This window comes from Paenibacillus shunpengii, assembly GCF_042684905.1.
GTDB classification, from domain to species: domain Bacteria; phylum Bacillota; class Bacilli; order Paenibacillales; family Paenibacillaceae; genus Paenibacillus; species Paenibacillus shunpengii.
In genome coordinates, this window is record NZ_JBHUMJ010000006.1 from 35,656 (window position 1) to 48,366 (window position 12,711).

A 12,711-nucleotide genomic window follows, 5' to 3' on the forward strand; every position below is an offset into this window, starting at 1 on the left:
CGCTACGGAAGAGTTATAGCCGAAGAGGGAATACTGAGGGAATACATATTGAAGAGAACATCATCTTGGGTTATATAGATAGAGATTGGAATTTTTCTGCTCGATTTATCTCGTTACTTATGCACATAAAACTTGCATTTTGAGGCTAAATAGGTTTTACTTAGGTTTGTTAATGGATATGTTAGTTATAGTTAAAGCGTTATATAGATTGAGCTAAAGCGGAGTGTTTAGGTCATTCTATAAACCGTTATGCGAATTAATGTGTGAGAGGAAGTGTCCGTTAGTGAGTACCTCACTCAATTTAAAATTGGATCCAGAAAGGATCCGTGAAATGCCGATGGTCGATTTGGCTTTTATGGTGCTTAAAGCTGCCAACACGCCTTATTACTATCGTGACCTGATGAATGAAGTAGCGAAGCTGCGTGGCCTTAGCGACGAAGAGATCAACGATGTCATTGCACAGCTATATACTGAAATTAATATCGACGGCCGGTTTGCCTATGTGGGAACCAATCTGTGGGGACTCAAGCGCTGGTATCCGATCGATAAAGCCGAAGATTCTGTCACTGGCACGAAGCGTCCAAGAATCATCAACGATGACGATGATGAGGATGAAGAGTACATTGATGAAGAACACGAGGATGAAGATTTCGATCATTCTGGTGATGAGGACGAGGATGATGATCTCTTCGATGATGACTCGGAAGAAGACGAGGATGATGTCGATGATGAGATTATCGGTGATGAAGAGCTGGATGATGAAGAAGACGTAGAAGACGATGACGATGAGCTGTCAGACGACGAAGATGAGGACGAGGAAATCTAGTCCAAAACTGGTTGTATAAAGTCGATGAACATCCTTGACAAAAGCTCATTGAAGCAGGTAAACTATTGCTTGGGCTTATGATTGAGCGATGAATATTACACGTGTTTTATATAAAAAAGTGCCCCGTTTTTTCGGGTGTGCTTTTTTCTTTTTTATAGGGAACTATAGATAGAAATAACATGTACCGCCTTGATCTGTGAGGCGGGATGTTTTTTTTGACAAGCAAATTTTGCTTATTCCCTTTTTAGACGATGATAACCTGAAAAATGGGTTAGGATAACATCATAATGTCGCCTGAATTTTACGGACTTTTATGTAGGAGGGTATTATAAAGTGACAACAAAGTATATTTTCGTGACGGGCGGGGTTGTGTCTTCCCTAGGCAAAGGGATTACAGCTGCATCTCTGGGAAGACTGCTGAAGAACAGAGGGCTTAAGGTGACGATTCAGAAATTCGATCCATACATTAATGTGGATCCAGGAACGATGAGTCCTTACCAGCATGGTGAAGTGTTTGTAACAGATGACGGAGCGGAAACAGACCTTGACCTTGGGCATTATGAGCGTTTTATTGATATTAACCTTTCCAAGAACAGCAATGTGACTACAGGCAAAGTGTACTCTACGGTTATTAGCAAAGAGCGCCGCGGAGAATATTTGGGCGGTACGGTTCAGGTTATTCCTCATATTACGAACGAGATTAAAGAACGCGTATTCCGCGCCGGTCGTGAAACCGGGTCTGATGTTGTTATTACGGAGATTGGTGGCACGGTAGGTGATATCGAGAGCTTGCCATATCTTGAAGCGATTCGTCAGATCAAGAGCGATGTAGGCCGGGATAATGTAATGTACATTCATGTTACGTTGATTCCTTACATCAAAGCAGCGGGTGAAGTGAAGACGAAGCCGACGCAGCACAGCGTTAAGGAACTGCGCGGAATCGGTATCCAGCCGAATGTGATCGTGTGCCGTACAGAGCAAGAGCTCTCTGCTGATATGAAGGCTAAGCTGGCCCTGTTCTGTGATATTGACCCGCATGCTGTGGTAGAATGCCGTGATGCAAGCACACTTTATGAGGTACCACTCAACCTTCGTGATGAAGGCTTGGATGAGATTGTAGTGAATCATTTGAAGCTGACAACACCTGCGCCGGACATGACCGAGTGGGAAGGTCTTGTTGATCGGATCAGCAAGCTGGAGAGAACAGTGGAAATCGCCATTGTTGGTAAATATGTTGCGCTTCATGATGCTTACCTTAGTGTGGTTGAATCGCTGTCTCATGCAGGCTTTGCTGCCAATGCAGAAGTGAAGCTCCGCTGGGTAAATGCTGAAGAGATCACGGATGAGAACGTAGATGAGCTGCTGCACGGAATCGGCGGAATTCTGGTACCTGGCGGTTTTGGCGATCGCGGTATTGAAGGTAAAGTATCGGCTATTCGCTATGCGCGTGAGAACAACATTCCGTTCTTCGGCATTTGCTTGGGCATGCAGGTATCTGTCATTGAGTATGCTCGTTCTATCGTTGGTCTCACAGGTGCTAACAGCTCGGAGATTAACCCTTCTACCGAATATCCAGTCATTGATCTGCTTCCAGAGCAAAAGGATATCGAGGATCTTGGCGGTACGATGCGTCTTGGGTTGTATCCTTGTAAATTGCAGGAAGGCTCCCTTGCAGCAGCTTGCTATCAGGATGAGCTGGTCTACGAGAGACATCGCCACCGGTATGAATTTAATAACGAGTACCGTGAAGTGATTGAGAAGGCGGGCCTGCTTATCTCGGGTACTTCTCCAGATGGACGTTTGGTGGAAATTGTTGAGCTTCCAGGACATCCTTGGTTCCTGTCCGTTCAATTCCATCCGGAATTCATTTCACGTCCGAACCGTCCACAGCCATTGTTCCGTGAATTTGTGAAGGCGTCCCTTACTCATTCAGAGAATATGTAACTTCAAATTTATATAACCTTAAGATCCCGTTCTCGGGATCTTTTTTATCATATGAAAATTGGATGGTATTCCATTTATATGTAATATGGTTTGAGTAAGCAGGATTTAACTGAGCGAAGTAGAATCTTATATCTAACAACCTAAAAATCGCTGGATTAGGTAAAATCATGTGCGGCTTGCGTAGATTGATTTGCGGGAGGTAAGACTTTGAATAACAAAAAAGTACTTATAGTTGATGATCAGAATGGAATTCGTATTTTGCTTATGGAAGTGTTCAGCAGTGAAGGGTATACAACATACCAGGCGGCTAACGGCAAAATAGCACTGGAGATTGTTCAGAAGCATTCCCCGGATCTTGTATTGCTGGATATGAAGATTCCAGGAATGGATGGTCTGGAAATACTGAAGCATATCAAAGAGATGAACTCTGAAATCAAGGTCATTATGATGACCGCATATGGCGAGCTTGACATGATAAAAGAAGCTACCGAGCTGGGAGCGCTAATGCACTTCACCAAACCATTTGACATTGATGAGATGCGGATCGCGGTTAATATGCAGCTTGGCGGGGTAAAGAACGAAATATAGGATGTATAGGGTCCTGTCTTAACGGGCAGGATTTTTTGTAGCCTTTTGTAAATGACATCACTTTGCCAGTGCCTTGTCTTCTGCTAGAATTCGAGATGGCAGGACGTTTCCGCAGCTTATTTATTTTTCAAACCCTTGTTTAGTATTTAACATCGGATGTGGTATAATAATGGCTGTATGTGATGTCGGCTAATAACCATAGACAAACAAAGACACTAGGAGGATTTAAACCATGCCATTAGTATCAATGACAGACATGTTAAACAAAGCGCTTAAAGGTCAGTATGCAGTTGGTCAATTTAACATCAACAACCTTGAGTGGACTCAAGCTATTCTTGCTGCAGCAGAAGAAGAGAAATCTCCAGTCATTCTTGGAGTATCCGAAGGCGCAGCTCGTCACATGGGCGGCTTCTACACTGTAGTGAAAATGACTGAGGGCCTCATCCACGATATGAAAATTACCGTGCCTGTAGCCATCCATCTTGATCATGGTTCCAGCTTTGATAAATGTAAAGAAGCAATTGATGCAGGCTTCACTTCCGTTATGATCGACGGTTCCCACCATGCAATCGACGAGAACATCGAAATCACTAAAAAAGTGGTTGAGTACGCACATTCCAAAGGCGTTTCCGTTGAAGCTGAAGTTGGTATCGTGGGCGGACAAGAGGATGATGTTGTCGGTGAAGTAATGTATGCTAAGCTTGACGATTGTGTTCGTATCGTTAACGAAACAGGTATCGATACACTTGCTCCAGCTCTTGGTTCCGTTCATGGTCCTTACAAAGGCGAGCCTAACCTTGGTTTTGCAGAAATGGAAGAGATCCGTAACGCAACTACACTTCCACTTGTTCTTCATGGTGGTACAGGTATCCCGACTCATGACATCAAGAAAGCAATCTCCCTGGGTACTTCCAAGATCAACGTGAATACAGAGAACCAAATCTCCTTCACGAAGACTGTTCGTGAAGTGCTTGCAGCTAAACCAAATGAATACGATCCACGTAAATATATCGTTCCAGGTCGTGACGCGATCAAAGCAACAGTTATCGGCAAAATCCGTGAGTTTGGTTCCAGCAACCAAGCGTAAGTTTTTTGACAACCGATTCAATTTAATAGATGAAATGGGAATCACACCGCTTAGTCGGTGTTTTTCCATTTCATAATAAGTATTTTAAAGTTGAAAGTATCGTTATAATATAATCCGTAAATCCGTAGTGATGCATTGCCATAAGAATTATTCAATTCGGCTAGAAGTGATTTCTAGGAGGACCTCTTACCTTATGGAAAAATTAATGATCAGTGGTGGAAGGCCACTCCAAGGCACGGTTACCATTAGCGGAGCTAAGAACAGTGCCATAGCGCTCATTCCGGCGGCAATTCTTGCCGAGTCGGAAGTTATTCTTGATAATCTACCTTTACTCAGCGATGTTGCTGTTTATTCCGAAATTCTAGAGGAACTTGGAGCTACGGTATCTTGGGATGGAAATTCGATGAGGATTGATCCTTCTCATATTATTTCATTGCCTATGCCTAACGGACCAGTGAAGAACCTTCGCGCATCTTATTATATGATGGGTGCTTTGCTAGGGCGCTTCAAAGAAGCGACCATTGGACTGCCAGGGGGCTGCAACTTTGAACCTCGGCCTATTGATCAGCACATCAAGGGTTTTGAAGCTCTTGGAGCAACGGTGACAAATGAGCATGGTGCCATCCATCTTCATGCCAAAGAGCTCAAGGGTGCCAAAATTTATCTGGATGTTGTCAGTGTAGGAGCAACCATAAACATTATGCTGGCGGCGACAAGAGCCAAGGGCTCTACGATTATTGAAAATGCGGCCAAAGAGCCTGAGATTATAGATGTAGCAACACTTTTGAATTCCATGGGAGCATCGATAAAAGGTGCAGGCACCGAAACGATTCGTATCGAGGGCAAATCGGAGCTTCATGGCTGCCGACATTCCATTATTCCTGATCGCATTCAAGCAGGTACATATATGATTGCAGCTGCTGCAACTCGCGGTAATGTACTCATTGATAATGTCATTCCCAAGCATTTAGAGGCATTGACAGCTAAGCTGATTGAAATGGGTGTTGGCATTGAGGAGCTTGATGAGAGCATTCGAGTGATCGGCAAACCAAGCTATGAACATGTCGATGTCAAAGCATTGGTATATCCGGGCTTTGCCACCGACCTGCAGTCTCCAATGACCAGCTTGCTGACCCAGGCACAAGGAGTTAGTGTACTAAGCGATTTTGTGTATAGCAACCGCTTTAAGCATGTGCCTGAACTCATCCGGATGGGTGCTAAGATTCGGGTAGAAGGAAGATCTGCAATTATCGAGGGCCATTCCCTCAATGCGGCCAAGGTAAAGGCGGCCGACCTGCGAGCAGGTGCAGCTCTTGTCATCGCTGGATTAACGGTGGAAGAAGGGGTCACTGAGGTTGGTGGTGTAGAGTTTATTGATCGTGGATACGACAACTTAGTCACCAATCTGCGCGAGCTGGGTGCCGATGTTTGGCGTCAGACACTGTAGAGAAATAATACTTTTATATTCGAAGAGATAAACATATTAAAGAATAGTTCTTTTGATCCGATCTATAATTTATATGAATATCTCTTCGAAAAATGGGTAAACCTATTCTAATACTGATTTCTTGCATAACAACGGCAATCATACTGCCAATATACTGCGATTTGCATTCAGACAGGTAAATTCCGTACAATGGATGCTAAGCAGTGTTATTGAAGATAATCATTACTTAGTTTGCACACATACGACTGGACCGTCAGTCTTCCCATTTTTACGGACTTATTAATTGAATAGGTGGTTATTGCATGGATCTACAAATATCTGATCTGGAAGAAATGAAGCTGACTGACTTATACAAGTTGGCGAAGAAGTACCAGATCCCTTATTACGGCCAGCTGAAGAAGAGGGAACTAATCTTTGCCATTCTTCGAGCACAGGCAGAACAAAGCGGCCTTATGTTCATGGAAGGTGTACTCGAAATCCTCCCAGAGGGTTATGGCTTTCTCCGCCCCATTAACTATTTGCCGAGTAAAGAAGATATTTATATATCTTCCTCACAAATTCGTAAGTTTGATTTAAGGACTGGGGATCTCGTATCCGGCAAGTGCCGTACCCCTAAAGAGAATGAAAGATATTTCGGACTGCTTCAGGTCAATGCCGTTAATGGTCAAAGCCCTGAGCTTGCAGCTGAAAGACTCCATTTTCCAGCCTTAACTCCCCTATACCCACAGAAAAAGCTAGTACTTGAAACATCCCCAGCGCATTTATCAACCCGTATTATGGATGTGCTTGCTCCCGTAGGATTGGGACAGCGCGGACTCATTGTTGCACCTCCCAAGGCGGGTAAGACACTCCTTCTGAAAGAGATAGCAAATAGCATTTCAACCAACAATCCGGAGATTGAATTGTTTGTACTGCTGATTGACGAACGTCCTGAGGAAGTGACGGATATGCAGCGTTCTGTAAAAGGGGAAGTTGTTGCCTCAACATTTGATGAGCTTCCGGAAAATCATATTAAAGTAGCTGAGCTTGTTCTTGAGCGTGCGCTTCGTCTAGTCGAGGCGAAGAAGGATGTTGTTATTTTGCTGGACAGCATTACGCGTCTTGCGCGTGCATATAACCTGGTAATTCCGCCATCTGGCCGGACACTCAGCGGTGGTATTGACCCGGCTGCATTTCATCGTCCGAAGCGTTTCTTTGGCTCGGCCCGGAATGTGGAAGAGGGAGGCAGCTTAACGATTCTAGCTACAGCACTTATTGATACCGGCTCGCGGATGGATGACATCATATACGAGGAGTTCAAGGGCACAGGCAATATGGAATTGCATCTTGATCGTAAGCTTGCTGAACGCCGGATCTTCCCAGCCATCGATATTCGCCGTTCCGGTACACGTCGTGAGGAAGTGCTGCTTACGAAGGATGAACTGGATGCGATATGGGCTGTGCGTAAGAATATGAATGAAAGTCATGACTTTGTGGAAGGCTTCCTTAAGAAGCTGCGCAATACCAAGACGAATGCGGAGTTCCTCGCATCACTGGATGTGGCAGCCAATACGGGTCAGACACAATCTGGCAGTACTTCTGGATCAGGCTCAAGCTCTGCGCCTGCAAGACGTACGAACAGAACTTCAGCGGCGTCCGCTACGACAACCTAATCACAGCTTATTGTGAATTGGAATGCTAATCTGTATAAAAAGCAGGTTATAAACAACACAAGTCTCCTCATTTCTGCGGCTACCATTTATTTGCATAGGCATTGCGCAGAGTAGAAGAGCGTGTTATAATCAACTTTGTGTTCTTAATAACTCTGGGTCCATTAGCCGGCTCAGGGCAAGAAGAGGTGAAAGTCATGAATGAAGCGATTCAACCAAAATATCACGTAACTACAGCGACTTGTGCATGTGGTAACACGTTCGAAACGGGTTCTGTTAAAGAATCTCTGCGTGTAGAGGTATGCTCTGCATGTCACCCGTTCTTCACTGGTAAACAGAAATTCCTGGATGCTGGTGGCCGTGTTGATAGATTTAAGAAAAAATACGGAATGTAATTTATATGAAGCTGACGAGCTTTCGTCAGCTTCATTTGTTTTTGACCTTCTGCCTGAGTGGCAGAGGGTTTTATTTTTTTGCAGGACGTTCTTGAATTAAATGTGGATCCGAATAGCTAGTTAAACAGGTGCAGCTGGAAAGTATTGCAGTCCGGTTGCATTTTAATACTGCATGCGATATACTTATTTTCACCGTGCTAGATGGGGAGGTAGCGGTGCCCTGTAACTCGCAATCCGCTATAGCGAGGTTGAATTCCTGTTAGAGGTTTTGTCGATGTGAGGCTGGTCCCTGCATGCAATGTTGACGGTTGGGTCCTCCGCAATGAGTACTTGTGAATCTGGTCAGGTCCGGAAGGAAGCAGCCATAAGCAAGACCACTCTTGTGCCGGAGGGTGGCCTAACCCGAGTTGTTATGCAGGGGTGCCGCTTGGATCGCAATTATCAATAACAGGTGCACGGTTCTTACTCTAAATAAATAGATGACATACAGATATCTTTGCATTAGAAATGCAAAGATTTTTTTGTATTTACGAGAGGTTTTTAAGATTTTTTTAGGATCAAATTCAGAAGTAACGATCCTTTGGTTATATCTCGGTCAAAACAGAACAATTCAACAGGATATTTCTTTTGACCTCACAAAATGGAACTCAATCATAAATAGGGATGAAAATACGGCTCATGTACTTTTAAAGTTTTGATTCAAGAGGGAATATAGTATAATGAAGCCACAAACAAAGGTCATGAGACATGTGGAAAGAGGGTAAAGCACAGTGGAACATATTGCGTTGTACCGTGCTTGGCGGCCTCAGTCGTTTCAAGACATGGTTGGGCAACAGCATATCATTCAGACTTTGCAGAATGCCATACGTGAAGAGCGGATTTCGCATGCGTATCTGTTTAGTGGTCCGCGTGGAACAGGGAAGACAAGCGCTGCCAAGATACTTGCGAAGGCTGTCAACTGTGAACGGGGTCCTCAGGTAGAGCCTTGCAACGAGTGTGAAGCATGCCGGCGTATTACGTCTGGTTCGGTTATGGATGTCCAGGAGATTGATGCTGCATCCAATCGCGGGGTAGAAGAGATTCGGGATTTACGCGAAAAAGTGAAGTATGCCCCTACCGAAGTCCGTCATAAAGTGTACATCATTGATGAAGTACACATGCTGACGACAGAAGCGTTTAACGCCTTGCTGAAGACACTGGAAGAACCGCCGCCGCACGTAATGTTTATACTCGCAACAACAGAGCCGCATCGGCTTCCTGCTACGATTATTTCTCGTTGCCAGCGGTTTGATTTTCGCAGGGTATCCCTGGAAGAGCAGACAGGACGGCTTGCAGCGATTTGTAAAGAAGAAGGTATTACAGCAGAAGACGAAGCTCTTCAATATATTGCGCGTTTGTCTGATGGAGGGATGAGGGATGCGCTGAGCATTCTTGATCAAGTCTCTTCCTTTACAGGAGGACATGTCTCCTATCAGCAGACATTGGATATGACAGGCGGGCTTCCGTCAGAGAAGTTTGGCAAGCTGGCTGGATTCCTCCTTAAAGGAGAAGTGGGCGAGGTCCTGCAGACGGTTGAAGAATTCATGCAGGAAGGCAAGAGTGCGGATAAGAGTATGGAGAATCTGCTGTACTACTTCCGTGATCTGCTTCTGATCAAGATGGTGCCGAATGCAGATCGGATGACGGATCGGGTCCTTGATCCTGCGTCATTTAAGCCAATTGCAGACGCCTTCTCCAAAGAGCAGTTGTTTTACGTAATTGATACGCTCAATCGATATCAAAGTGAAATGAAATATGCGGCTCAGCCCCAAACCTTATTCGAAGTCGCATTGCTCAAATTGTGCAGTCTACCTCAGGGCGGTGCTGCCGCAATAGCTTCCGAGGGCCAAGGGTCCAGTGTTGACTCCTCTGAGATCGCAGCGATGAAACGTCAAATTGCTGATCTTGAGAAAAAGCTGGAAAAGGCAATGAAGAACGGCGGTGTTGGGGCTGCGAGTGCAGGTCAGGGCTCAGGTAGTGGTTCTGCAAGGTCTAATCAGCGTACAGCTGCGCCAAGAATATCTGGACCTGCCAAGCTCCCTCCTAACATGGAGCAATACGTTAATCGGAGGGGTAGCAAGGAATTTACCGATATTGCGAGCAAATGGGGACAGATCCTTCAACGAGTCAAGGAAGAGAAAGTGACGGTACATGCCTGGTTTGTTGATGGAGAACCTGTATCTGCCTTAGAGGATGCTGTGCTTGTCGCCTTTAAGAACAGTATTCACCGTGAAACGACAGAGAAACCGGCAAACAGAGAAGTGATTGAGGGTGTGCTAGAGCAGCAGCTCGGCAGACCGGTAAGACTGGTGACGATGCTTCAGCGGGATTGGTTAACTGCAATAGAAGGTACGCAGGAGACGAAGAAGGAAGAGGAGTTCAAGCTGGAGCCTGAGCAGGATGGGAATCAGAAGGAGCCTTGGATTGATGAGGCAATCGAGCTTTTTGGCGAGAATTTGGTTATCATTAAGGAATAAGCGTGTTTAACATTAACATTATATTAATTTAAGGAGATGACACAGATGAACAATATGAATCAAATGATGAAGCAGGTCAAAAAAATGCAGGAGCAAATGCTCAAGGCACAAGAGGAGCTTGGCACGAAGACTGTAGAAGGTTCTTCTGGCGGCGGTGTTGTAACGGCTGAAGTGAATGGTCACAAGAAACTGATTTCCATTACAATTAAGCCTGAAGCGGTAGATCCTGAAGATGTTGAAATGCTGCAAGATCTTGTTATGACTGCAGTGAACGATGCGATGAGCAAAGCTGATGAACTGGCGAACCAGGACATGGGTAAATTTACGAATGGCATGAAAATCCCTGGCTTGTTCTAAGCCAATAGAAGGAGAATTCTTAACTTGTATTATCCGGAACCGATTGCGAAGCTTATAGATGCTTTCACACGTCTGCCCGGCATCGGTCCCAAAACGGCCGCTCGCCTTGCCTTCCATGTACTGAACATGAAAGAAGATGATGTGATTGATTTTGCCAAAGCGCTGGTAAGTGTGAAACGAAATCTTCACTATTGTTCGGTGTGCTGTAACATTACAGATACAGATCCGTGCCGCATTTGTCAGGATAAGACGAGGGATGCATCCGTGATCTGTGTTGTACAGGATCCTAAGGACCTCGTGGCTATGGAGCGAACCAAAGAATTCAACGGCTATTATCATGTTCTCCAAGGTGCGATTTCTCCTATGGAAGGAATTGGACCGGATGATATTCGGCTGAAGGAGCTGCTTACTCGCTTGAGTGATGAGCGGGTGAAGGAGCTTATACTGGCGACGAATCCGAATATTGAAGGAGAAGCAACGGCAATGTATATCTCGAGACTGGTTAAACCATTTGAGATGGTTGTGAGCCGGATTGCCCATGGTCTGCCTGTAGGCGGGGATCTCGAATATGCGGATGAAGTAACGTTATCTAAGGCGCTGGAAGGCCGCCGGCAATTGCACTAGATCATTTTATAAGCGAACTGTACAAATGTAAGAAGCTCTGAGTCTCTCAGGGCTTCTTTTTTTGTATGTTCTAAGTTTGTCCCTCTCGCGATATGTATGAAATAACGCAGTGAGTTTAATATGGACCGCGCAGAGTCAGAAGGCAGAAGATTTACTGCACTGACGGCTCAGCTGTGCTTGTGCTTTTTTTGCAAGCCTTTGAGTTACCTATTAAATAAACTGAGCTGTTTCAAATGGTTCTTTCTGGATTCAAAAGAGGTTAAGAGCTAATTTTCGGGAGGGGATACATAATGGTGACGGGTTGGATCAAAGCATTCGGTGCAAAGGATAGCAAAATGGTATTGCAAGAGAAGCGGGCAGGCACGGAAATTTTGGATGATATACGGACTGCACATGAAGAATGGATGCAGGCGCATCATATGTTTGAAGAGGCGGTAGGGCAGGATCAGATCGATTATGCGATTTTTACACTTGAGGCTGCGGAGAGAAAATACCAGATGCACTTAAAAAGAGCGAAGCAGGCCGGTTTGAATGGAAAAAGTCATTATGCTGTGAAAGAGATGAATGCAATAAGTCTTACCAAAGAAGTAGGAGGGGTATAATGAAGAGTATCATTCTATGGGGAGTGCTTACCGTATCCTTGCTGCTAATTCTCGTCATTCTATTTAGAAGAAGAATCGGTTTTAAATGGATCAGTACCTTTGGGGTTCATTTAGTGCTTGCAGCTCTAGGTATATATGTAGTTAACTACTCTGGATTAGTTGGTGAGGTGAGTATTCCGATAAACCCTGCTACAATAGGTACGGTTACGGTGCTTGGACTGCCGGGAGTGGCATTGCTGTATGGACTAAAAATAACTTTATTTTAGTGTTGACTTAAATTGAAGATATGTGGTACATTATATCTCGGCCCTTTTAAGAGCTAACTAAATTAATTCGTGTGCATAACACACGAAAAAAATAATTTAAAAAAACTCTTGACGACAAGGTGCTGAACATGATATATTATAAAGGTCGCTGAAACAAAGCGATTAAACAAAAAAGAAATTTGATCTTTGAAAACTGAACAACGAGTGAGCAGCATTTTCGAAGAAAATGTTTAGCGAGATCATTCGGTACGTGTCGCAAGACCGTATGAATGGTTGAGCAAAATAAAGAGAACATTACGTTCTCGTCAGTTTTTCTAAATGAGCTTAATCGCTCTCTTTTTCGGAGAGTTTGATCCTGGCTCAGGACGAACGCTGGCGGCGTGCCTAATACATGCAAGTCGAGCGGAGTA

Annotated in this window: 12 protein-coding genes, 1 rRNA gene and 1 other RNA gene; all 14 read left to right on the forward strand. The window is 44.6% G+C overall.

Going from position 1 to position 12,711, the window contains the following annotated elements; translation table 11 throughout:
• Nucleotides 1-283: 283 nt before the first annotated feature.
• Nucleotides 284-826 carry a DNA-directed RNA polymerase subunit delta gene (gene rpoE / locus ACFSVM_RS19270; RefSeq protein ID WP_076315729.1) on the forward strand — a complete coding sequence of 181 codons (543 nt, stop codon included), beginning with the start codon at nt 284-286 and terminating at the stop codon, nt 824-826.
• A gap of 333 nt (nt 827-1,159) precedes the next feature.
• Nucleotides 1,160-2,770, forward strand: coding sequence for a CTP synthase (locus ACFSVM_RS19275; RefSeq protein ID WP_076315728.1), 1,611 nt, complete (start codon nt 1,160-1,162; stop codon nt 2,768-2,770).
• A gap of 207 nt (nt 2,771-2,977) precedes the next feature.
• Complete coding sequence (locus ACFSVM_RS19280) at nt 2,978-3,358, forward strand: response regulator (RefSeq protein WP_076315727.1); 381 nt, start codon at nt 2,978-2,980, stop codon at nt 3,356-3,358.
• Between the two features lie 232 nt (nt 3,359-3,590).
• Nucleotides 3,591-4,445 (forward strand): class II fructose-1,6-bisphosphate aldolase, encoded by an 855-nt coding sequence (gene fba, locus ACFSVM_RS19285; RefSeq protein ID WP_076315726.1) that lies wholly within the window; start codon nt 3,591-3,593, stop codon nt 4,443-4,445.
• 193 nt (nt 4,446-4,638) lie between these two features.
• Nucleotides 4,639-5,892 carry a UDP-N-acetylglucosamine 1-carboxyvinyltransferase gene (locus ACFSVM_RS19290; protein ID WP_379263962.1) on the forward strand — a complete coding sequence of 418 codons (1,254 nt, stop codon included), beginning with the start codon at nt 4,639-4,641 and terminating at the stop codon, nt 5,890-5,892.
• 302 nt (nt 5,893-6,194) lie between these two features.
• Complete coding sequence (gene rho / locus ACFSVM_RS19295) at nt 6,195-7,544, forward strand: transcription termination factor Rho (RefSeq protein ID WP_379263964.1); 1,350 nt, start codon at nt 6,195-6,197, stop codon at nt 7,542-7,544.
• Between the two features lie 194 nt (nt 7,545-7,738).
• Nucleotides 7,739-7,936, forward strand: coding sequence for a 50S ribosomal protein L31 (gene rpmE / locus ACFSVM_RS19300; RefSeq protein ID WP_076315723.1), 198 nt, complete (start codon nt 7,739-7,741; stop codon nt 7,934-7,936).
• Nucleotides 7,937-8,128: 192 nt separating this feature from the next.
• Nucleotides 8,129-8,395: signal recognition particle sRNA large type (ffs, locus tag ACFSVM_RS19305), an RNA gene on the forward strand.
• 311 nt (nt 8,396-8,706) lie between these two features.
• Nucleotides 8,707-10,452: a DNA polymerase III subunit gamma/tau gene (gene dnaX, locus ACFSVM_RS19310; RefSeq protein ID WP_090728082.1), complete on the forward strand. Its 1,746-nt coding sequence runs from the start codon at nt 8,707-8,709 to the stop codon at nt 10,450-10,452.
• Between the two features lie 45 nt (nt 10,453-10,497).
• Nucleotides 10,498-10,809 carry a YbaB/EbfC family nucleoid-associated protein gene (locus tag ACFSVM_RS19315; RefSeq protein ID WP_047914323.1) on the forward strand — a complete coding sequence of 104 codons (312 nt, stop codon included), beginning with the start codon at nt 10,498-10,500 and terminating at the stop codon, nt 10,807-10,809.
• Nucleotides 10,810-10,833: 24 nt separating this feature from the next.
• Nucleotides 10,834-11,433, forward strand: coding sequence for a recombination mediator RecR (gene recR, locus ACFSVM_RS19320; protein ID WP_076315721.1), 600 nt, complete (start codon nt 10,834-10,836; stop codon nt 11,431-11,433).
• 335 nt (nt 11,434-11,768) lie between these two features.
• The gene (locus tag ACFSVM_RS19325; RefSeq protein WP_083656275.1) at nt 11,769-12,035 is read left to right on the forward strand and encodes a DUF2508 family protein; all 267 of its coding nucleotides are present in this window, start codon (nt 11,769-11,771) and stop codon (nt 12,033-12,035) included.
• Entirely contained in the window at nt 12,035-12,301 is a 267-nt protein-coding gene (locus tag ACFSVM_RS19330) for a pro-sigmaK processing inhibitor BofA family protein (protein ID WP_090728083.1), read from the forward strand. Before ACFSVM_RS19325 ends, ACFSVM_RS19330 begins: the two co-directional genes overlap by 1 nt.
• 337 nt (nt 12,302-12,638) lie before the next feature.
• Nucleotides 12,639-12,711, forward strand: a 16S ribosomal RNA gene (locus tag ACFSVM_RS19335); the annotation flags it as partial.